Source organism: Pseudanabaena mucicola FACHB-723 (genome assembly GCF_014696385.1).
Lineage (GTDB): Bacteria > Cyanobacteriota > Cyanobacteriia > Pseudanabaenales > Pseudanabaenaceae > Pseudanabaena.
The window spans coordinates 14,458-37,725 of sequence record NZ_JACJQB010000003.1; the positions used below are offsets into that span (position 1 = coordinate 14,458).

Below are 23,268 nucleotides of genomic sequence, written 5' to 3' on the forward strand. Positions count from 1 at the left end.
TTAGAGGTTTAGTAGTTTAATAGTTTGTTAGTAATCTAATCCATGACTTAACGTGCAAAGGAAAGCATCGAAGTGATTTTAGCCAATATTTTCTAGCACGTTGTTTAGAGTATTTTAAGGCTGAAGCACCTATAAAATACCAAGCATTTGATTCAGAAACAAATGAAGGTATCATTTGCTTAGCAGCAAATTGTTTTAGCTTTTGTTCTAGGGATATTAGAGTTGATGATTCAGACATGTTATTGGCTCTCAAAATTGCAGTATCTATAGATGATTGAGCCGCTAAAATTTGCTGTTTTCGCTTATTTGAGCTAATGCTTTTGGGATCTATAACTGCTTCGTACAATATATCTGGAATACTAAGACACTTTCCTTTTTCTGCCATTCTAATCCACAAGTCTATATCTTGAGCCACCTTATATTCAGCCCTATATCCACCAACTATGTGATAGAAATTACGTCTAAACATTACGCTGCCATGATGAGAAGGTCCTTTTATATTCTCTAAAGACTTAGGATGTAAGCCTTCATTTAGTTCTTCTTCGGATATTCTAACTTCATATAAAATCTCATAATCAGGATCTACATATCTTGTGCCACAAGATACAAAAACGGCTTGAGTTCTTTGAACTAGTTCCTCTAGCTGCAATGCTAGTCGATTTGGATAAGATATATCACCTACATCTTGACGGGCAATAAATTCTCCTTTTGCTTCTGCACAACCACAAATTAAAGCTTTTGTTAATCCTGTATTTTCTTGATGAATAACTCGCATTCTAGAATCTTGCTGAGCATAAGCTTCTAAAATCTTACCAGTATCATCCTTAGAGCCATCATTGACCACAATAAATTCAAAATCTACATTTTCTTGATTCAGGATACTTTCAATGGTGCGGGGTAATGAATTTGCGCCATTGTAAACACCCATTACTACTGATACTTGAGGATTATTCTGCATTACGCCACCGATCGCTCCAACAAGCTAATTTACCTGTATATTCCCACCCGATCAAACTGGCTATCATTTTATAGCACTTGTACTTAATATTATCTTTGGCTATAAGCATTGATGCTTGACGGGACAAATTAAATAACTTTTTAGATTCTGTAGTTAACCCTGCGGCTCCGCATTGACGCGACAAAAGAAATAACTCTTTAGAAAAATGTTGCATTTCTGATTGTTCTTTAGTTATTCCAGCTTTGATCGCATGGCTTAGGATTAACTCATGGGCTTCTGCCCGATCGCGAAGACGACTAGGATCGAGAGCTGCACCACGACTTAACCGCACTCCATCGTGCATAGATATTTCGCAAACATACTCAGGACAATAACTTAATTTGACATCTAGTGCAGCAATTCGACAATCGTATTCCCAATCTTCTTCTATACGGAGTCCTGTCCAAGCCCCTGCGCGATCGCATATTTCCGCTCTATAGAGTGGAACTGGAGTGTCCCACCAACGATACTGCAACATCAGAGGAAATACAGTCGGTACACAAACACCTGTATGCTTCTGAGGTTCAGTTGTTACACTCCCATCTGCATAGCGATAACGCACCATGCCATAGGAAACATCACAATCTGGATTAGCTTGTAATTCCGCAACTTGCAACTGAAACTTATTAGGCAACAGAATATCGTCGCTATCTAAGTACTGAATGAATTCACCGTTAGCATGAATACGCCCTTTTTCCCTAGCTACACCAGGACCACTATTAGTTTGCGAATAGGCATAGATTATATTGGGATATCCAGATGCTAGTTGTTGAGCAACGGCGAATGTTGAATCTGTAGAACCATCATCAACAATAATAATTTCAATTTGTTGATAAGTTTGAGCAAGCACACTTTCAACTGCTCGAACAAGTTCTTCTGGGCGATTATGTACAGGGATAATGGTACTAACTAGACCTTGGATACGATTAGTTATCATTTTAAATAAAACCCAGACCAGAGTTCAAGTAATAACAGCCGCCAAGCAATATGAGTAAATATAGATAAATTACTCGGCAAAGCATATCCTTTTTTGCCATGAATTAGATAATCTTCCATAGCAGATTGCAATCCTAGTTTTTGACACCAAGTATTTGGTTGCAAGATAACATCACTGGCAAATTGACGAAATTGTGAATTTTCTTCAATCCATGAACTAGCGATCGAAGCTCCGAACTTAGGGCGATCGCTGACAACTTCAGGCAACAAATCATATTTTTGAGCCATTTCTCTTAGTATTAACTTATTGCTGCTTTGATCTAGTAAATAATTACTAGGTAAGCGGTATGCAATTTCGGCAATTCGACGATCTAAAAAAGGTGAACGAGCTTCTACACTGGCTGCCATACTCGCTTTATCTACTTTCATGACATAGTTATTGGGTAGTTGCCGTTGAGACTCAAATAAGCGAACGGCTTGGCAAAAGTCACCTGAAGATATATTTAAGTAATTTTTAAATATATTACGAAACTTTGGATAAAACTTACCGTAGCGTCTACCTGCATAGCGCTGGTAAAGTTTAAATATTTGCCATTCTTGAATTCCATGAGGTTGCACAAAAGTGCCATAGCCTGCAAATAACTCATCTGAACCTTCGCCAACCAAAACAACTTTAATACCCATATCGCGACATTTTTGATAAAGAATGTTTGTGCTAATGGTTCCCCAATCAGAAAATAAATCATCAAAAATCCATGCTTTATTTTGAATTTGCCCAATTACTTCATTGGGGCTAATAATCACTTCATGGTGCTTTGTATTTGCATACTGTGCGACTATTTGGGCATTAGCCCTTTCATCGATCGTAGACTCTGCAAACGCCATGCTGATGGTTGTCACTTGTCCATGCTTTGATGCTAAAGAAGTTAACAGGCTGGAGTCTAAACCGCCTGATAGAAGTATGCCAACAGGCACATCGGCAAGTAAATGTTCTGAAACAACTTGTTTAAATGTTGCATACAAATGTTCCAATTGGTCGGATGGTTTTATAAGCGTTTCAGGTAACGCAGAAGGCGGGGTAAAGTATTGACAAATTTCTTGGGTTTTACCTCGCTGTACTTTTAAATAGAAGCCTGGAGGAATTTTTTTGACGTTGGCTAAGATGGTTCGATCTTGATCAAATGTGTAACCAAATTCTAAAAATTGCTGTAAAGATTGTTGATCGAGGTTAACTTGAAAATCTGGGATTTGTAGCCATGCTTTTATCTCCGAGGCAAATACAATTCCTTTACGATCGGGAAGTTCACCATAATAAAGTGGTTTCATTCCCGTTGGATCTCTTGCTAGATAAAGGCTTTGGTTTGGTTTATCCCAAATGGCAACAGCAAACATACCCGCAAAATAGTTAAAGCAACCAGCGCCCCATTGAATAAAAGCCCTCAGAACTACTTCAGTATCACCACGTGATTTAAAGTGATGTCCTAGTGTTTCTAGTTGGGTTCGCAGCGATCGAAAGTTATATAGTTCGCCATTATAGACAATTACTACACCTGCTTGTGGATCTATCATTGGCTGATGACTAGCATCGCTCAGATCGATAATGCTTAGTCGGCGATGCCCTAATGCAATTCCCAAATCATCGTCAAAATATGTCCCTGAATCGTCAGGACCGCGATGAGCGATCGAATCTAAGGCATTGTCTAGGACTTGGGGTGCAATATCTTGCTTAGAAACGGACTGCCAGCCTACTAATCCACACATAATTAACACTCCTATTTTTAACGATACATTAAATTTCTAGGATTAATCCTGTATCGGATTAGACTTCAAACACTGTATTAAGTTACTGATACGAACGTCTATTGGTATTTGGCTTATTCTTTGGTAATAGGAAATAGCAGGAGTATCCACTAAATCTTTGCCTGGTTGGGAAGGATGCCAAAGATGCACCATTGGTAAGTATCCGTAATTCCAGACTTTAAGGGTTTGCGCTCTTTCCCAAAATTCATTGTCTTCGCCGCCCCAGCCGATAAAAGCTTCATCGAAACCACCTATCTCCCAATATTTATCACGGGCGATCGCAATGCTACCACCTGCTTCTAGATTTTGCACGACTTTTTCTAAAGGTTGCTTGATTAGAGAATCGCGACCGTCAAAAAACTGTTTAGTCCCCAATTGAGACAAATAAAATAAAAATCGCTTAACATTAACTACTTCATAGCCTTGTTTTATGCGTCTTAAAACTTCTTTGGCATAGTCTTGAGAAATCAAAAAATCGTTGTCGTGGAATATCAAAACATCTGATTTTGCTTGTTTAGCACCAACATTGAAAGCCCATGAACGGCAATAGAGCATGTCCACAGTTGAAAGTGGAGTATGGATATATTCGACCCAAGAAGGTAAATATTCTGGCAGTATAGATAAATTGTCCTGCTCAACGACAATACATTCAAGTGTGATATCTATCTGTCCTGCAATGCTTTCTAAGGTTTTTAGAAGATGGGATAAACGAGACTTTCCACGATGTCCAATGATAAAGCTTACCTGCGGTGAATTCAAGTTTTCAATAGAATCAGCAAAAGCGATGGGATGATGGATTAAGGCTTTTCTAAAGAGTTGCTTACCTAAAAATGGCAATATTTTGGGGGCGTGTAGGTCAGAAGTCCACAACCAATCACAAAAAAAACCTTCGCTATCTGGAGATACTTGGAGCTTTTCATAACGATTGCAAATGGATAGATAACTATTATCTTTGGCAAGGATTGCAGCTTGGTAACGCCAAAAATCTTTTACTAATACACCAATCAGACTTTGCATATCTAAAAACATTTGCTTTATTTAGAAAGAAACACCCAAAACTTGATATATAGGTGCTGATTTGCACCGATCTAAAATTCGAGTAGGATTCCGAATCCATAAGTAATTGTTACCTAAATACAGTTCTTCTGAATCTAATAACTCTCGCTTGAAAGGATCATATCTAAATTCTTTAAAACCAGATTTTTGTAGAGTTTCTCTAATTTCAGGGGTAACTGTTTCTATTAAAATAGCCAACAACGAATCGCGAAGTAGAGTCTTCACTGCTCCAGCTATTACTGTGGGTTCAAAACCTTCTACATCTATTTTTATTAGGGTTGGTTGCAGATTATCCAGCATAGAATCAAGAGACTTGACAGGCACTTCTATAGAGCTTCCTGAATACTCTTTATTTACTACTTTGTTCATTGTATCAAGACTATCAGAGAACATGAGCGAGCCATGAGTTAGTCCTGCGGCACAACAACGAGCATCAACTAAAGAAGCTATGTCATTTAGATTGATATTACGTTGTAGCCGCTTAAATGTTTCTGGTACTGGTTCTAGTGCCAAACTATTTGCGCGAACAACTTTTGAAGCGATAATCGTGTAGGAACCAATATTTGCACCCACATCAACAAATAAATCGTCTGGTCTCAACAGATGTAAACAAAATGCCATATCCGCAAATTCATGTAATCCAGCATAAATATTACCTGTAGCACCAGTCATGCCCCTCTCAACTACTAGTTGGGAGTCACCAACAAATGCAATTACAACTGGAAAGTTTAAAATGCGCGAACCAATTTGCCATTTGAGCCATCGACTAAGCGCGGTAGGTAGATTTTGTGATGATAAGGGATGAGAGCGAATAAATCGCCATGTTTTAAGGATCTCAGTAAACATAGGTCAATCCATCAGCTTTGTCTTTACATAAAATTCGTCACCAACAATGGAATGGAGAGTATAGCCATTTTGGTAGAGGATTTTGGGTATGCGATAATCTTTATAATTGTTTTCACAACCAATAACTGATATATCGAAAGTATTAAAATCAATGCTCTTTAAAATAGAAAGCTCAGCACCCTCAACATCTATATTCAAATAATCAATATGAAATACCTTTCTTTCGGCAAGAATTTCATTCAACAAGTATGAATTCACATCTTGAATTTCATAGCCACCTCCATATTGACTGATTTCTCTTTCAATTCTTTGCAAATGTTTAGAGTCATATTGGTTGTAAATACCACTGAGCATTTCGGCATAGCCAGAGACTTTATAAAATTTAGATTTTCCCGAATTATTAGATATACATCCATTAATCAGATGACATTTACGGTTATTCTTTAATTTTTCAAATACATCAGGAATAGGCTCGATCGCAATTCCATTCCAATCCATTACTTTCTCTAGAAAATAAGTATTACTAAAGCTAATACCATCATGCGCTCCAATGTCCACAAAAAAACCTTGCCGCAAGTTAGGCAGTAAATTATTTGCAATCCACTTATCTTGACCACATTGACTTTGATAACCTTCATTGATAATTAAAGAACGATCAAAAGATGGTCTGAGCGCAGAAGAAGCGTAACGATTGTAGATATATTCGTTGAAACGATTTTTAAAATTGATTAGTTTTTTGAGCATTTCATTTTTTCAATTATTTGGTTAAAAATAGTCGATCCTAAATAAGCTAAAGTGAAGGTCATTGAGGGTAAACAATTGCATTATTGTGATAGTCTTCAAGAAAGCGCTTTGTATATAGAGAAACATAAGTTGATGGTACACCATTACCATTTTTATCTGCTGTTTCTGTAGAACTTATATCAATAATTTTTGGCACTCGATCATACCAATTGTGGTAATGCATAATTTCACCATCAAGACTGTAAAAATTACCCAAGCCATATCTTAAATGGGCAAGATCATCTCGCCAGTGTCGAGGTTCAAATGGCGGGATATAGTAGGGGTGGTCTATATAGTCAGATACATGAACCTTCATTGGATGCCAACTAAGAGAAGATGATTCGAGACTTTCAGGAATGTTATAAGTAATGTGATCGCCGTAAAAATCAATTACTCGCTTGTAGTAAGGTATTTTAAATCTTTGATATCGACGACTTATTGAAATATTTTTAAAACATTCCGTTTTAAAAAACATAAATGAACTTTCAGGTTTGTTTTTACCCCAAGGACGGGTGTATGGACCACAGCCTATATCTTCTGGAGAGACAAGAACTATTTCATCTGTTAGCTTTGATATACAACGCGATGCCCATTGATTGGATAAGAATACAACATCTGCATGAATTAATACTGTGTAGGGAGAGCGAGATGAACTAGCAAGCATATTTAAAGCTTCTGCTTGTCCACAACGTTTAACTATTAGCCGAGTATTAAATTTTTTGGCGATCGCTTGTGTTTCATCAATGGAGACATTATCCAAAATGACGACTTCAGCTTCTGGCAAGGTCTTCTTAATTGATTCTAGGCAGAAAGGAAGAAATAGTTCACTATTCCAAGTGGTAATTCCGATAAATACTTCTGGCGTTTTTTTTATGGTCTTACTCATGTTGTTTTAATGTATTTTCAATTTTTTGAAGATGTTTAATAAATTCTTCTTCATTGGCATTTTTACCATAAGAATGCGGCCACTCTCCACCTGCACTCTGATGCTCAAAACGAATCCCTAAAAATTTTCTAACTGTCTCTGCTAATCTATTTCCTAATAAACGATCAAGTTTCCCTGACGGTGGAAATTTTTGTACTGTTTTAGGTAATTGCTTAGGTGGTAATTTCATGATCTTATCAATTGCTTCTTCCCACATTTGGATTGAATTGGCACGACTATAACGTTGACAGACAAGTTCACGTCCTGCTTGACTTAAATTAAATTTTAGTTCTGGATCTTGCAACCGTAAAATTGCTGTTGCGGCTGCTTTAATATCGCCAATTGGAAAAGTAAGGCAGTTTTTCTCATTATGTAAACTTCCTTCTATGCCACTACCAATATATTGGGATGTAACTAAAACTAAGCCATTAGCCATTGCTTCCCAAGCTACGATCGGTCCAGTTTCCCAAGTAGAAGTTAATAAAAGTGCAGTGCTTGATTGATAAATGTAAGTATTAAGCTCTTCTTGGCTTAATACTCCTTTAAATTCCACCCTATCACCAAATATGGCTAGAGCAGAACGTAGAATCTCCTCATCAGGTCCACTACCAGCTAAAACCAATTTATAGTGATTAGTATACTTTTCAAGCTCAGTCAAAATAAGAGGAATATCACTAATTTTCTTTTGCTGTTCTTCAAAACGCCCGACATAAGCCAAGCGCAAAACATTTTGACTGGTTTGTCCAATATCGGGCTTAACAGTATCAACGCCGTATGGAGCATAAAATAATCTCTCTGTTTCAAAAACACAAAAATTTTTAATTAGTTGAGTAAGTAATTTATTAGTTACAACTATTGCATCAATAATAGTCCTAAATCTATTAATATCATCCAAAAAATCTGCCTGAGCGCCATGAAGGGTCATAACAACTTTCGGAGATGTCACAAATCCCTGTGAACGAATTCTTTCCACCGCTAGATAAGTATCAACAATATTGACATTTACAATCAGATCAGGATTTAGTTTTTTGAAAGCAGAGGCTAAAGCACAAATTCGACCTTCTTGAGAGCCTGTCTGATTTTTAACACAATAAAAACTTCTAAAAGGGTGCTTCTCTAGGTATTGTTTTGTATCGTGATATTTGCCCTCGGTTAAAACAAAAGTTACATTCCATCCTTTTGACTCAAGCCCTGTAATGAGATAGTCTAGCCAAACTTGAACTCCCCCAAGTACATAGGCACTTGGGGCGACAACAGCAATATGGTGATTAGTTATAAAGTTATTCATGTTTGTACGGATTACCTTAAAGCCTCGTTTACAACTTCGGCAAATTTCAATCCACAATCTTTAGCTGCTAAATTTAAATATTCTAATCCAGCCTTTTCTTGCAACAAGTTCGGACCTGGTGGCGTATTAGACCAAATCTGTTGCATGACAATAGCCCATTGTCGAAAATTTTCTGGTTCTAAGTAAAATGGATGCGACACTCCTAATTGTTCACAATTAACCTCCAAATTACTTGCCAATACTAGCTTGCCCAAGGTTTTTGCATCTTCAATTACTGTAGACCAACCCTCAAATTGAGATGGCTGTAATATAGCAATAGATCTTCTCATCAAAGCAACTTGTTCTGCTTTGGGTAATAAACCGAGAATACGTACTTGTCCTTCTAAATGATGTTCTGCTATATATACCTTTAATTTTTCAAAATAATTTTCTCCTCTATAGTCATAAGTTCCTCCTGTACAGACTATGCAAATATCTTTTTGCCCTAACTCGCGTAAATAAGAAAGCGATTTAAAGAGAGTTAAATAGTTTTTATGCCTTGTAAACTGATTACACACAATAAAAAAACGTTCGGGAAGTTGATGTTTTTGCGATGTTTCTAATGGATCTAGCTCCCACCAGCTACTATCTGGAATACTACAAAAATGAACCACATGAGCTTTTTCTATATAATCGGGATAAACTTGCACAAAGTCATTTTTTGCATCTTCACTAGATAAAATAACTTGGGAAGCTTCTTTGACATTACGACTGTAATTTGTATTGAAATATTCGATTAGATCAGGAGTTAATAAGTCTGGTCGTCGTATATGTTGAAAGTCTGGAAGCCAGAACACGTAAGGAATTCCCGTGTTTTCACAAGGTTGGATCGGAAAAAACAAATCAATGTCGTGTTTTTTGAACAAATCACTAGCTGTACTATGTTTATGTAAAATACGATTTATTCTTCGTTTAATTCTTTCAATTAAATTATTCGGGAATTTGACAATTATAGAACTCCCTAATAGCTGACGTACTTCTATGAATGGATCTGATTCGGGAATATTTTCCCACCAAACATCACAAATATTGATTTTTTCTTCACTATCAATAGTTGAATTGCATTTGATCAAATTTTGTAAATAGTAACGCCCTCCAAGCCAATTCTGATTTTGATCGAGAGCTACAAACCCAACTTTAGTCATACTATTTGTCCAAATAAAACTCTTAAAAGTTATTGTTTATCCATTTTATGGTCTTAGAAATTCCAACTTCTAATGATATAGATTGATGAAACCCTAATGACTTCAAATATTCTATATCTGCTCTCCACTTTTGCGGAGTTCCTCTATTTATATTTCCTGTAAATTGAGGGGTATTTTCGATTTTTAGTGAATTATAGATTAAATGTGATAAGGTTTTAATTTGAGTTTCGGAACCTGAAGCTACATTAATCACTTCTCCTTGAAAGGGACTGTTAGAGCAGATAGTGTACAGAGCGTTTGCAATATCTTCAACATATAAGTAATCGCGACTTTCATTGCCTGATCCTTCTATTGAAAAATCATTTTGTAAAGCTCTTCGAGTAATTTCCCACACGGCTAATTTTTTTAGCCCTTCCCCAAAAGTTGAAAATATTCTAGCTTTACAAATGGGTAAGTCAAAAAGCTTGAAAAACTCATCAGCAATTAGCTCTTGTTGTAATTTGTGAAATCCATAGGGAGAAATTGGCGATGGCTGTGCTGATTCAGATACAGGTAAACAAGAAGGATTGCCATAAATTGCGGCACTAGAAACCAAAAGAAATTTTGGGATAGGGGTTAATTTCCTTGATGCTTCCAAAATCGAAAATAATGGTTGAGTTTGTTTACAAAAATCAGCAAATGGATCAGCAAATGATTTAGCGATATCTGCTGGGGATGCTAGATAAATAATGTGACTTGGTTGTTCTTTATCCAGTAATTGTTGGCAAAAAAAACGGTCACCAAAGTCTCCAGTAAAGTACGGAACCTTTTCTGGATAATCATTAAACCCTATTGATCTGCTATGACCTGCCCCAGCAACAGACCAACCTTTGCTGACAAAGTAATTTGTGGTGTGTTGTCCAATAAACCCAGCAGCCCCACAAATTAACGCCACTTGAACCATTTTTTTTGTCCCTCTAAATCAAAACTTGGTGGACGTTTGCGTATTCCGAGAGCTACGCCTAATCCAATAGGGTTTCTAAAAATACAGCCTTCCAAGCTAGGGTACATTTTTAGAAATTTTTGCCATACATTATCTAGCCCAGGGCAGTAAGGATTATCGATATCGTCAAATACGATTACCCCACCAACACGCAATCGATCTACTACATTCGTAAGATCATCTAAAGCCCCAGTGAGGCTATGATCCCCATCCACAGTAATCAAGTCAAAAGTCAGATTTGGATTATTTTTCAAAAATTGTGGCACTGTAACATGACTGTCTCCACTAATAAATTCAGTTTTGCCCCTATGTCCCAGTCGGCTAAGTTCAGTTTTAACAAAGTCGGAACCAGGATTGTCATTACCTCCATAGCCTTCTTGCCAAAGATCAAAACCATAGATATTTACATTAGGACTCGCAGCACCGACTATGCATACTGACCGCCCCCGCCGAACTCCTATTTCCAAATAATTTTCAGGTTGTCCCAATTTAGAAATACCATACAAAGAGTTTGTAATATCTAGATATTCCCAATCATCACCCAGAAGGTTTATACCTTGGCGATAAGTCTCTATCATGCCTTGTGTAAAAGTATCCTCGGACAGCTTTTCAAGAATTTCAATAACTTCTTGAATTACGTTTATGCGCGACGCGAACTTAGCCAATGAGACTGGTTGAAGCAAAATGGGCGAGTATTCTCCACCAATTTTCTCTGGATTTTTGACAAGGAAGTTTTTCATGTTTTTTTACTCATTTAAATATCTAATAACTTTGGCTGGATTACCTGCAACTAGGGCATAGGGAGGGACATCTTTGGTAACGACACTACAGGCAGCAACAACTGCTCCCTTACCTATATGAACACCTTTGAAGATAGAAGCTTTAAAGCCTATCCAAACATCGTCTTCAATAGTTATTCCTGATTTGTCAACATTCTCAACATCTAGCAATATGCATTTTTCAAATAAATTGATTGCTTCAACGCGACGATCTTGCCAATTTAGTGAATGAGAGTTTGAATCATGTATATCTACTAAATGAGATATTAATACATAAGAGCCTATTTTGATTTTTTCTTGTGCCCAAATTCTAGTGCCTTCACCTATAAATGAATGATGTCCAATCTTAAAAGAGCCATTCCCAGTAATGAGGATTTCTCCTCGGATGTGGCAATAATCATCTATTTGGCAATTCTCGACATTTTTGGAATTATAAATTATTAACTTAGCTTCTGGATAAAAACAAACATTTTTTGAAATTAATGCTATTTTATTCCAACAGTCTCCCGAGTGAGTGGAGATCTTTAAAGAATCTAGGTGCTGCATTCTACTTAAAAGTTTTTTAAGTATTGGATCGAAACATTGCCATGCTAGATCTTTACTATGAGACAAAAACAAGTCTATATTAGATTTCATAGTTAAAAAGTAGATATCAGAGGCTTGTATGGTATCAAATCATACTAGTTACAAAAAACTCCATGATAGTAGAGGTGCTATCACACCTTGGCGACCATCTCTAGACAACAAATTATCACCTGAATCAATTACAAAACAGCAGATATCTTCATGAATTTTATCGCCTCCATTTTCAGTGGGTTGCGATACAGTTAAATAATATTTACCAGGGATGAGCAGATTTTTTGGGATGCTACATTTCTCAATGAACTTCCCGCAAAGCCACTCTCGACGCACAAAGTTGTCGCGATCAGTATTAGATGAAGAAAAGACCACAACCCCATCAGAATTTCTTATATACAGACCTATTCTGCCCAATAATTTTTTTACTGTAACTTTATAGCGAAACTCAATCTCAAAATCTTGATTTGCAGAAATGGAATCTATAGTAGTTCCATCAGGGGATATTACAGATATTTTTTCATATATAAATGGGGCATTTGGTAATGATTCAGATGGTTTCCATGTATTGAGAGAAACTTTTCGACTTGATTCAAAATAACTATCAATTACTTTTTTGCTAGAGTCAAATTTTCGTAACTCTCCATGATCTAACCAAAGGCTTACACTACATAATCGAGAAACGGATTGAAGATTATGGCTAACTAAAATGATCGTCTTTCCTTCCTTTTCCGCCACATCCTCCATCTTCCCCAAACACTTCTTCTGAAACTGGCTATCCCCCACCGCCAACACCTCATCCACAATCAAAATCTCAGGCTCCAAATGTGCCGCCACCGCAAACGCCAACCGTACATACATCCCCGAAGAATAACGCTTCACAGGCGTATCCAAAAATTTCTCCACCTCCGCAAATGCCACAATCTCATCAAACTTCTTCTTAATCTCAAACCGATCCATCCCCAAAATCGCTCCATTCAAGAAAATATTCTCCCGCCCAGTCAACTCAGGATGAAACCCCGTCCCCACCTCCAACAAACTCGCCACCCGCCCCTTAATCGAAATCCTGCCCGAAGTTGGCTCCGTAATCCGACTCAAAATCTTTAACAACGTAGACTTCCCCGCCCCATTGCGCCCAATAATGCCAACGCGATCGCCCTGCTTAATCTCAAACGACACATCCTTCAGCGCCCAAAATTCCTCAAAAGCCTCATCCTGCTCCTGAGCATGACGATTAAAAATATTCCCAATCCCCCGCACCTTATCCGCAATCACATCTCGCAAAGAAGTATAACGCTCCTGCTTCTGATGCCCAATCACATACTTCTTGCTTAGATTTTCAACACGGATCACAGTGTCAGACATAAATTAAAGGCTATCGGCTGTCAGAGTTTGAACTAGTGCAGGCGGAGTATAGCAGGATATATTCAGCTAATCAACACAAACTCAATTCCTACTTAATTATTGTGCCTCAAGGGATTTACAAAGTGCTGGATAGGAGACTTCTCAAAAAGTATCTTCCTCTGGGTTTATGCCCAACGCCTTCAACTTGGCTGCTAGGCGATCAGCTCTCAATTTTTCTTATTCTGCTCGAAGATCAATAACTGGTAGTTGCTTACAGCGCTTTGCGCTTACTTACCCAGAAATATTTTTGAAAGTGGCGCGAAGCTCCGCTTTCAAAAATATTTCTGTACCACTCAAAGCCTCAATAGGCTGTATAAGTTAAGAGATTTCTAAGTTTATTGGCAAGATAAATTTTGAGCTTGGTTATTGCTGAAAATTTAGGTGTCTCACTTTGAGGTTTCACCAAAAGCTTTTGAGTTTGTAGTTCACTAATGACTTGGTATAGAGTTTGAAAATAAGGCTCATAAACATACTTCAACAAAGGATTTGGCAAAGGATAACCACCAACATAAATTTTTGCTTTTTCTAAAATACGTAAGCCATGAAAATGGTAAACTTTGCCAGCACTATAGGGGAAACGGGTTGCATTCCACGGGGCTAACATCCATTCTTGTCTTTGTAAAATATGCACATCGTCAGCAAAAATATCTGGCCAACAATCAAGATATTTTTGATCGCCAAATTTACCATTGTCATAGATAGCAAAACACCACTCTACGCACCTAGATTCCCACCATGAGCGGACTTTTTCACTACTACCTCTTTGAAAAGTCATAAACTGAACGCAAAATCTTCCACTAGTAGCGGATTGATCGCATTCAGGTGAATAAGCATGGTCAGTAATTAAAACAGCTTTTCCAGATGCTTCAAATTCATCAAATATAGGAGTAACATCTGCCAAGAAAAACAGATCAGCATCAAGGTATGTAACCCTTTCTACAGATTTGTCTCGGTCAAAAACAAGTTTGGGCGTAAAGGGGGTTAGAGTCCAACAATATTCTCCTTTATTTCGGCTAGGCTTAATAGCTAATAAGTCAGGGGTTTCTATATCTGATAATCGGATCAGGCGAATATTGGGTTTATTAAGTTTTTCAAGAACTTGATAGGCAACATCATCCATACAAAGAACCCATAGAGTATAGCTTCTTGCATGATTCTCTAAGGATTTGTGTAAAGCCAGTCCTTGAGGGAGAAAAAGACTATCAAAGAGCGTGACATAATGTTCCATTAGTTCAAAGAGAAAGAGTTTACAGTTTCTATAACTTTATTTACATCATCATCAGACATTTGGGGATGACAAGGTATAGATAAACAGGTTTGAGCATGATATTCACTGTTAATTAATCCTTGTAGATCGCGCTTGATATCTAGACATGATTCCTGCTGATGTATAGGAACAGGATAATGCATTAAACTCTGCACACCAAATTTCTGCAAATGTTGCTGAAGAGCTTCACGGTGTTCACATTGAAGCACAAATAGGTGATAGACATGAGCTTGATTTTCTTCAGGATTAGCCAACAGTTGAACGTGGGGATTAATTAATTTTGTTTGATAAATAGACCCGATATCCTGTCGTCTTTGGGTAAACTCAGGTAACCATTTGAGTCGTTCTGAAAGGATAGCTGCCTGAATTTCATCAAGACGACTATTCATGCCAAGTTCAGGATGATAGTATCTTTTGCTTTGACCATAGTTGCGTAAGCGAGTTGCTTTTTCAGCCAAGATTGCATCAGATGTGACGATCATCCCTCCATCGCCGATCGCCCCTAAATTTTTAGTCGGGTAAAAGCTATAGGCTCCAATTTGTCCAAAGGTTCCAGCAACTTTTCCTTGCCATTGAGCTAGATGGGATTGAGCGCAGTCTTCGATCAAGGCGATATTATTGTCTGTACAAAATTGTGACCAAGTAGACATACTGCGAACCTGTCCATAGAGGTGAACCAATACCAAGGCTTTAGTTTTAGGAGAAAGGCAGCGTTCAACACTTTCTGGGCAAAGAAGGGCAGTGTCTCGTTCAATATCCGCTAAAACAGGGGTTGCACCCGCCCGTAAAATAGCTAAAACCGTCGCAAAGGCAGTCATTGGGGTGGTAATTACTTCATCACCAGAACCAATATTTAAAACTCTTAGGGAAATTTCAATGGCATCTAAACCGTTACCTACCCCGATTCCATGGCTAGTCCCACAAGCCTTTGCCCATTTATGTTCAAAGTTTTCTAATTCTTTACCTAGAATATACCAGCCAGAATCTAAGACTCGTTGAACCGCACTGAGCATAGCTTCCCGCAGAGCCGTATCTTCTGCTTTAAAATCATTCATTAAAATCATGATCAGAAAGAATTTAAAATTTAATTAGTTAAAAGGATTTACGTTGCAAATTCATCCTAAATCAACAGGTATCACTTTCTTTAAAAGGTAGCCTCCACCGACGATTTCATACGAGGGAATCGAAAAAATCCCTGTTAAATCATTATAACTTGTAAGAATTTCATAGTTTTTATTCTCAAAAACTTTTGACAAAAACTTTTTCTCTGACAAAAAAGTGAAGGGATATGAAAGCAGTCTATCTTCAACCCCACTTGGTAAATCCGTACCCACTCCATTTGAACTTAAGCGTGAAAAATGTATTTTTATTACATCTGTTTCATCAGTTCGGTTAAGACCTAATCTATTGAATAAAATATAGTCCGCATTGCTATTGAGAATTTTATTAAGAAAAGTTAGAGGATTAGGAACACACTGTAATGTTCCTGATGTATGTAATAAATCTATTGGTTCATTTATTAAACCCAAAACTTCATCTAAGCTATCTACAAAATGAAGTTCTTCCGATTGCAAAGTGTTTTTTGCTTTTTGAGCCATTGTAGCAGTTTCAACAACATACCATTGAATAGATAAGGATGGATCGCAAACTTTTCTAAACTCAAAATAGTGAACGCCACAAGCACCACCAACATCTACAACTGTAAGAGATTTTCTGGCTTTAGCAGAAACTATGGATGCAAGAGCAGACAAAGAAAATGCAGTTGTTGGTGTAAGTTTTAAATAATTATTTTCAAGGATTTTAGCATAATTTATAGTCTTAAAAAGAATGACATTAGTTAATAGATCATCTTCATAACCATTTTTGGTGCAATTTGCAAGAGCCTCTTCATAACTTTGGTAGAGTTTTTCCTCAGAAGGTGAAATCCGAAAAGAAACCTTACTTTTAATCTTTTGAAGAATCTTAAAAATAATTGGTGGCAATAAATCTCTGATCATTTTGATTACCTGATGATTTACAAAAAAAACTCAATGTGCTGATCATAAAAATAAAGAGTTTTCTTTAATCCCTCTCTTAGATCAATCTTAGGAGTCCACCCCAATTCTTGCTGAATTAAGGAAAAGTCGCTGTAATAATCTCCAATATCAATGGCTTTACGTTCTGGAGGAAAGGGAACTAGCTCGTAGGTAGCACACTCGCTTAAATCAGTTAAAAGATGAGCCAAGTCTTTAAGATTAATAACTTCAGAACTGCCCAAATTATAAACCTTGCCGTTAGCTATTTCCTGACTGGCTGCCAATAAAAGAGCTTCTACACAGTCATCTACGTAATTAAAATCTCTTAGTTGCTGACCATCTCCAAAAACTTTAATTGGCTGATTTTCTAATATCTGTCGTACCCAAATTCCCAGAAATGTTTGGCGGGCATCTTTTACGCGCATTCCCGGTCCATAGGTGTTAGTTAAGCGCAAAGCACAAGCACGAATACCGTAAACATTGCTATAGAGTAAGTGATACCACTCGCCAGCAAGCTTATTGATGCCATTAACATCAACAGGTCGAATTGGATGTTTTTCGTCTACGGGCAAATAATCGGGTTTACCGTAGAGTTGGCGAGTGCTGGCAAAAATGATTTTAATGTCGGGGTTGGCTTGACGGCAGGCTTCTAAAATAGACAATTGGGCGGAAGCATTGATGTCTAAATCTGTTTGAGGATCAGACATTGAATCGAGGTGACTGGTTTGTCCTGCCAAATTAAAAAGATAGTCTTTTCCCTTGACCAAATATTTCATAGCAAAGGGATCACGGACATCACAAATATTGATATTTACTTTATCTTTGAAATCATGAATATTAAAAAGATTGCCACCATATTGAGGTATAAGGCTATCTACTACGGTAACGTCTGCACCTATTTGAACGAGCTGACGAGCTAGATTAGAACCAATAAAACCTAAGCCACCTGTTATTAGGATTTTTTTTTCGTTGAAAATATTCATTGATTTTTCTCTATGAGAACAATGTGGTCTAAAAAAAGGTCTGGATTAGGAGGTAGAAGCTTAGACAATAGCAAACCAAATAAAGATACTGAAGACATTACTGTAGCGTATAAAATTAATTTGAAACGGTACGGAATTTTTTCGGTGATTTTATAAAGATAAGCATTCAATAATTGGAAAACTGTAGAAATATCTGGTCGAATTTTTTGATGTCTAACCCACATTAACCCTTGTTTTTCTAAAAGTGCTTTTAATCCAAAAGTTGAATAACGAGCATAATCATAGGGATGTTCATGCTCATCCCATACAAAGGGAATTGTTAATAAAATTCTTCCGCCTGGTTTAATTACCCGTTTCATCTCTTGTAAAAATTCATCTGGGTTGAAAACGTGTTCTAGGACTTGGTTACACAAGATCCCATCAAAAACATTGTCATCAAAGGGAAACTGCTTTCCATCATAGTAATATTTCCCGTCCTTTTCGCCTAAAAAACCATCTCTGGAAATTTCTAGTCCAACATAGTTATCCACAGAATTAAATAGGCTACGGTAGGGCATTGTTCCACAGCCAACATCTAATATTTTTCCTGAAAGTTCAGAAGAAAAATTCTTTATTGCACAACTTAAACCATTTCTTGCTAAATAAAATGGATTGACAAAAATCCCTAAAAATGTAGGATTAAATTGTTGGCTATCAATAAAGTTATTTATCTTGCTTTTAATTTTTTGCGTAATCATTTCTTTTATAAATTAGACCTTGAAAAAAGAACGAAAGCCCTTGACTAGACAACACATTTCCTTCCGAGTTATTGAACTTTGACAATAGAAACCAGCTCGATGATAAATATTTTTCAAATTTTGATACTGCAAAAATCCAGATGGGGTAGCTAGCTCTATAAATTTCTGGATATACTTGTTGAATCAGTAAATAATTTCTATTTTCTATACTAAATGGAGTTCTATCAATGATTAAAAAATTGGCTTTAGTGCTTCCTAATTTATGTAATATTAGAAAAGGATTTTCTAAATATTGAAGAACACCGGATAAAAGAATAACATTCGGCGATCGCTTTTCTAAGCATTCATCAATAGTTAAATAAAACTGTAAACAATCATCTGCGATAAATTCCCGACCACATTCTACAAAATGAGATTGCTCAACCACACTCCAAGTGACCTCAGTTAAATTTGATAAAAATTGACGATTCTGAAAGTAACTACTTCCCAGCGAGCCACCAAAATCTAGAACATGGAGTTTTCCATTATTTTGAGCCGCTACCCACATCAATCCAGCCAAAACTGGCCAAGCATACTCTATCTGATCAAATAAAACTGAATCTCGCTCATAAACTGCTTGTCCATGCTTAACTTTAAGAGTAGCATTTTTAACTTTTTCCAAAATTTCAGCTTGATTATATCCTGACGAGTCAGCTTGAGCTTTTTCCCAAGTTTGATAGTCTCCTTCAAAGGTGATCGCGCCGTGATTCCGAGGTTGATGTCGAAGATTCTGAATAAAGTGAGTAATTGCGGGAGGTAACCAGTCACGGATAAATTGTTTAAAATAACTCATCATTTGTTAAAGTGTCTCATTTGTATGAGTTTTTATGACTTTACGATAAAAGGCAGAAAAAAGACCCATTGGATCGGTAAACAAGCAAATCATTCTACGTTTATTTATTGGAAGACGCGATCGCAATTTATTCGAGCTTCTTTACATGGACGTAGCACTATTTATTTTAAAGCGTTTTGAATGATTGCATCTAACTGGATCGTTCTTTGAGCAAAGGTATGACCCTTTAATGTTCTGGTTCGCCCTGCTTTTGCTATGGCTTCTCTTGTTTCGGGATGATCTAATAACCATTTGACTTTTTCAATACACTCCTCTATTACTTTATAAGCGACAAGCTTCTCGATCAGGTTCAAACCTCTAACACACCTCTTGTGTCTATTACAACTTTTTTATTTAGTATTTCTTTGGGAATAGTATAAAATTGTTTATGGTTAACTAGAATTAAAATTAAGTTTGCCTCACTGATTGCAGTGTCAAGAGAAGTAAGTTTAATATCGCAATTGTTTAAGCCGTGAGGTAATTGGTTTATATATGGTTCAACCACAATTATTTTCCCTATAGAAGATGCTACTAAAGCTTGGACAATATTGACTGAGGGACTTTCACGCAAATCGTCAATATCTGCCTTAAACGCTAGTCCTAAACAAGCAATTATGGGTTGTTTTAAGCTAACTGCTTGTTTTTTAACTTGTTCTACTACATATTCTGTTTTTTTGTCATTAATTTGTCGTGATGTCTTAATAAGATTGGATTGTTGAGGTGCTGAAGAGACAATAAACCAAGGATCGACAGCAATACAATGTCCACCTACTCCGGGTCCGGGCTCAAGTATGTTAACTCTAGGATGACGATTAGCAAGTTTAATCAATTCCCAAACGTTTATCTTAAGTTCATCACAAATCATAGAAAGTTCATTAGCAAAAGCAATGTTAACGTCACGAAAAGCGTTTTCAGTCAGTTTACATAACTCAGCGGTACGGGCATCCGTGATAAATATTTCTCCACTAACAAAATTCTGATAAAGCCATTTTGCTTTTTGAGCAGAAGCTGGATTAATTCCACCAATAATGCGATCATTAGTAATTAATTCTTCAACGGTTTTACCAGGTAATACTCGTTCAGGACAATGAGCAATAAAGACTGAACTAGAATTATTCAATGTGTTTTCTGAATTAACATTATATTCATATAGATCAGGTCGCAAATTCTCTAACCAAGATGCGACTTTTTCTGTTGTACCTACAGGTATAGTGGACTCTATAATTAATAAATTACCAGAGGAGATATAAGGAGCTAAAGACCAAATAGCCGACTTGATATAAGAAATATCAGGAATGTTATCATCGGCAAGAGGCGTGGGAACCGCAATAATAAATATATCACTAACTTGAGGAGTATCAGAAACCTGTAAATTTTCACTTAATATTGCTGATTTAACAATAGCATCAAGTCCAGGTTCATGGATATGAATTTCACCCCGATTAAGGTTTTCTAATATTTTAGAATTAATATCTACTCCGTGCACCTTTAACCCTTTTGTGGCTAGTAAACTAGCAATAGGCAATCCAATATATCCTAAACCAATTACGCATACTTTTGTAAACGTCATAATTTAATGTCTACTAATAAAAAATTACAACTAGCTATTTATTAATAATAGCTAATAACTACTTATGGTGTTTTTAAAGCAGTCAAATAGTCTTGAATACGTTGTTTAGCAATCTGCTGCCAACTAAATTGATTTTTGACTCTGTTAAACCCAATATCACTCATTTTCCGTCTTAGATTCGGATCAGATAGCATCTCAATTTTATTAGCTAAATCTAAGACATTACCCTCTTCATAAGTCAACCCATTGCCATCAATACGTTCATAAACTTTCACTTTATTGCTAAGAATTAATGGTAACTTACAGGCTATAGCATCAACTTGGCTTGTAGATTCCTGTTTTGGCCAAACACCGATATCAGAGGCCCAATAAAATTTAGCTAATTCTTTCACAGGTACAAATGAATGAGTTATAGAACCTAAACATGCCTGAATAGACTCTAACTCTATCTGAGGTCCGTCACCAATAAACAAAGCTCGAAAATTTTTGCCTTGTTTAGCAAGAATTTCTACAGCTTGAGCTAAATATAAAGGCTTTTTATCTTCAGAGCAACGACCTGTATATATACAGACTATATCAGACTCAGAGAAGCCTAATTCTTGTCTAGTTTGTTGCCGTATTTTTTGATATTCTTGCTCACTAGGAAAACCAAAAATTTCTGTATCTACTCCTAAAGGAGAAACTGAAACTTTCTTGTTTTCAATACCTCCAAACCTAATTGCTATATCGGCACAATCAGGGCTAATAGCATAGCATTTTTCAGATAAATAACTAAGAAAGTTTTTCCTTAGCAAAAACCTAAGATTCAGCACGGATTTAATGTTAGATTTTAATGATAACCCTAGGGAGTTGTTATTTTCAAGTGCTGCTGGAAAAACCGATGCGTGAACATGGCAACCTAGGAACAATTTATAACCTAAAATGATTTTAGCAAATGCTGCTTGATATGTAACTATATCAAAACAATCAAAAGATTGAACAATATCTGGTTTAAGTTTCTGTAATTTTTTAAATAATCCCTGAGTATTTAATTGCCCTTTTTTCCAAATATATTGTAAACGATGTAATGTATATCCATCAATTTGTTTAACTTCACATTCAACAATTCCTTTGCCTAAAAATTTTTCATAATTATCCGCATAATTATGACTATTAAAATAAGGTTTAACATTAGAAGTAACTACATGAACCTCATGTCCTAAAGCTGCTATTGCCTTAGGTAAGCAATTATCAGCATAGCCCATATTTTCAGCAAACCAAGGTGTCAAAATTACTATTTTCATAGATGATTAAGTGATATTTTCCAAAATAGATTTAGACATTTTGAGATTGATTACACAAATTTTAGGATGTATTCTGGATTTAATTATTCAATTAGTTCACAGTAAACCCTTTTACCACGAACTGGATATACTATAATTCCTGTCTCATCAATAAAACTATCATTAACAAAATTCATTGGTCGTAAACCATCTGGAGTAGATAGCCGTGATTGCAGCATTTCAATTTCTTTTTTATTGAGTTGACAGGATATCACAGGCAATCTATTCTCAGGGACGGGTTTCCAATCAATTAAAGGATTTTCTTTGTTGCCATATCTCCTATGTTCTACTAATTCTATATTGTTTTTCCAGATAAGAATTGCATTAAATAAGTCTTGACGATCCCAGAAAAAATCTTGCCAAGGATGATAATCTTGACTCATCCAAATATCCATCATTGGGGAATGAGTATGAGCTTCTGTTTGACGTTGTGAATACTCAAAGAAATACAGAATTTTCTCAAATTCAACCACTTGCCATCGATGCATATTACCTGTTCCTACTAATATATCTTTCCCATAAGAAGGAACTTCTATATACCCACCCATAGAAATTCTAGATAACTCTGATTTTGCTCTTAAAGGACTTTCTATATGCTCTAGTACATGAGAACATATAGAAAAATCAAAAGATTTTTGTAGAAATGGCATTCTCTCAACGGAACAAATAACCACTGGTCTATCTTCCACAAGATTACCACTGCGATGAATACTTTCATCTGGGAATGCTTCTACTAAAATATTAGCTCTTGGCGAAGGGAAATTTCCGCTCCCAATGTCTAAAACTATATCAGTATTTTTTATATGGTTTTCTACCAGTGTTTTTTGATAATCCCAACTAGACAAATTAATGTAAGGATTTGAGATTTTATTTCTTTTATGGATAGAGTATCCAATTTTACTCAAAAGATATTTTAAATATTTTTTCACAGTTATATCCCCTAATTA

The 23,268-nt window shown here is 36.4% G+C and carries 23 protein-coding genes; all 23 read right to left on the reverse strand.

Features of this window, described 5'->3' with window-relative positions:
* Positions 1-16: 16 nt before the first annotated feature.
* The 23 genes from H6F41_RS02875 to H6F41_RS02985 all read right to left on the reverse strand — a co-directional run bounded on the left by H6F41_RS02875 (position 17) and on the right by H6F41_RS02985 (position 23,250).
* On the reverse strand, positions 17-958 hold the full coding sequence (locus tag H6F41_RS02875) for a glycosyltransferase family 2 protein (RefSeq protein ID WP_190401977.1): 942 nt from the start codon (positions 956-958) through the stop codon (positions 17-19).
* Positions 948-1,934 carry a glycosyltransferase family 2 protein gene (locus tag H6F41_RS02880; protein ID WP_190401978.1) on the reverse strand — a complete coding sequence of 329 codons (987 nt, stop codon included), beginning with the start codon at positions 1,932-1,934 and terminating at the stop codon, positions 948-950. Before H6F41_RS02880 ends, H6F41_RS02875 begins: the two co-directional genes overlap by 11 nt.
* On the reverse strand, positions 1,931-3,694 hold the full coding sequence (asnB, locus tag H6F41_RS02885; RefSeq protein ID WP_190401979.1) for an asparagine synthase (glutamine-hydrolyzing): 1,764 nt from the start codon (positions 3,692-3,694) through the stop codon (positions 1,931-1,933). The genes H6F41_RS02880 and asnB overlap by 4 nt, the downstream gene beginning before the upstream one ends.
* Positions 3,695-3,736: 42 nt before the next feature.
* Entirely contained in the window at positions 3,737-4,750 is a 1,014-nt protein-coding gene (locus H6F41_RS02890) for a glycosyltransferase family 2 protein (protein ID WP_190401980.1), read from the reverse strand.
* A 21-nt stretch (positions 4,751-4,771) separates the two neighbouring features.
* Positions 4,772-5,635 carry an FkbM family methyltransferase gene (locus tag H6F41_RS02895; protein ID WP_190401981.1) on the reverse strand — a complete coding sequence of 288 codons (864 nt, stop codon included), beginning with the start codon at positions 5,633-5,635 and terminating at the stop codon, positions 4,772-4,774.
* 3 nt (positions 5,636-5,638) lie between these two features.
* Positions 5,639-6,379, reverse strand: coding sequence for an FkbM family methyltransferase (locus H6F41_RS02900; protein WP_190401982.1), 741 nt, complete (start codon positions 6,377-6,379; stop codon positions 5,639-5,641).
* Between the two features lie 58 nt (positions 6,380-6,437).
* Complete coding sequence (locus H6F41_RS02905) at positions 6,438-7,304, reverse strand: glycosyltransferase (protein WP_190401983.1); 867 nt, start codon at positions 7,302-7,304, stop codon at positions 6,438-6,440.
* On the reverse strand, positions 7,297-8,631 hold the full coding sequence (locus tag H6F41_RS02910) for a glycosyltransferase family 4 protein (RefSeq protein ID WP_190401984.1): 1,335 nt from the start codon (positions 8,629-8,631) through the stop codon (positions 7,297-7,299). Before H6F41_RS02910 ends, H6F41_RS02905 begins: the two co-directional genes overlap by 8 nt.
* An 11-nt stretch (positions 8,632-8,642) precedes the next feature.
* Entirely contained in the window at positions 8,643-9,815 is a 1,173-nt protein-coding gene (locus H6F41_RS02915) for a glycosyltransferase family 4 protein (protein WP_190401985.1), read from the reverse strand.
* A gap of 22 nt (positions 9,816-9,837) precedes the next feature.
* Entirely contained in the window at positions 9,838-10,758 is a 921-nt protein-coding gene (locus tag H6F41_RS02920) for an NAD-dependent epimerase/dehydratase family protein (protein WP_190401986.1), read from the reverse strand.
* On the reverse strand, positions 10,740-11,537 hold the full coding sequence (locus H6F41_RS02925) for a class I SAM-dependent methyltransferase (protein WP_190401987.1): 798 nt from the start codon (positions 11,535-11,537) through the stop codon (positions 10,740-10,742). The genes H6F41_RS02920 and H6F41_RS02925 overlap by 19 nt, the downstream gene beginning before the upstream one ends.
* A 6-nt stretch (positions 11,538-11,543) precedes the next feature.
* Positions 11,544-12,212, reverse strand: coding sequence for an acyltransferase (locus tag H6F41_RS19105; protein ID WP_277873975.1), 669 nt, complete (start codon positions 12,210-12,212; stop codon positions 11,544-11,546).
* Positions 12,213-12,260: 48 nt separating this feature from the next.
* Positions 12,261-13,517: an ABC transporter ATP-binding protein gene (locus H6F41_RS02935; protein WP_190401988.1), complete on the reverse strand. Its 1,257-nt coding sequence runs from the start codon at positions 13,515-13,517 to the stop codon at positions 12,261-12,263.
* 340 nt (positions 13,518-13,857) lie between these two features.
* Complete coding sequence (locus H6F41_RS02940; protein ID WP_190401989.1) at positions 13,858-14,676, reverse strand: glycosyl transferase; 819 nt, start codon at positions 14,674-14,676, stop codon at positions 13,858-13,860.
* A gap of 107 nt (positions 14,677-14,783) precedes the next feature.
* Positions 14,784-15,887, reverse strand: coding sequence for a DegT/DnrJ/EryC1/StrS family aminotransferase (locus H6F41_RS02945; RefSeq protein WP_190401990.1), 1,104 nt, complete (start codon positions 15,885-15,887; stop codon positions 14,784-14,786).
* A 51-nt stretch (positions 15,888-15,938) separates the two neighbouring features.
* Positions 15,939-16,820, reverse strand: coding sequence for a methyltransferase, TIGR04325 family (locus tag H6F41_RS02950; protein WP_190401991.1), 882 nt, complete (start codon positions 16,818-16,820; stop codon positions 15,939-15,941).
* Positions 16,821-16,837: 17 nt separating this feature from the next.
* Entirely contained in the window at positions 16,838-17,821 is a 984-nt protein-coding gene (locus H6F41_RS02955; RefSeq protein WP_190401992.1) for an NAD-dependent epimerase/dehydratase family protein, read from the reverse strand.
* Positions 17,818-18,558, reverse strand: coding sequence for a class I SAM-dependent methyltransferase (locus tag H6F41_RS02960; RefSeq protein ID WP_190401993.1), 741 nt, complete (start codon positions 18,556-18,558; stop codon positions 17,818-17,820). Before H6F41_RS02960 ends, H6F41_RS02955 begins: the two co-directional genes overlap by 4 nt.
* Positions 18,539-19,393 carry a methyltransferase, TIGR04325 family gene (locus H6F41_RS02965; RefSeq protein ID WP_190401994.1) on the reverse strand — a complete coding sequence of 285 codons (855 nt, stop codon included), beginning with the start codon at positions 19,391-19,393 and terminating at the stop codon, positions 18,539-18,541. Before H6F41_RS02965 ends, H6F41_RS02960 begins: the two co-directional genes overlap by 20 nt.
* A gap of 158 nt (positions 19,394-19,551) precedes the next feature.
* On the reverse strand, positions 19,552-19,743 hold the full coding sequence (locus H6F41_RS02970; RefSeq protein ID WP_190401995.1) for a glycosyltransferase family protein: 192 nt from the start codon (positions 19,741-19,743) through the stop codon (positions 19,552-19,554).
* Complete coding sequence (gene wecC / locus H6F41_RS02975; protein ID WP_190401996.1) at positions 19,740-20,999, reverse strand: UDP-N-acetyl-D-mannosamine dehydrogenase; 1,260 nt, start codon at positions 20,997-20,999, stop codon at positions 19,740-19,742. Before wecC ends, H6F41_RS02970 begins: the two co-directional genes overlap by 4 nt.
* Before the next feature lie 62 nt (positions 21,000-21,061).
* Positions 21,062-22,267 carry a glycosyltransferase family 4 protein gene (locus H6F41_RS02980; protein ID WP_190401997.1) on the reverse strand — a complete coding sequence of 402 codons (1,206 nt, stop codon included), beginning with the start codon at positions 22,265-22,267 and terminating at the stop codon, positions 21,062-21,064.
* 98 nt (positions 22,268-22,365) lie between these two features.
* Complete coding sequence (locus H6F41_RS02985) at positions 22,366-23,250, reverse strand: methyltransferase domain-containing protein (protein ID WP_190401998.1); 885 nt, start codon at positions 23,248-23,250, stop codon at positions 22,366-22,368.
* Positions 23,251-23,268: the final 18 nt, after the last annotated feature.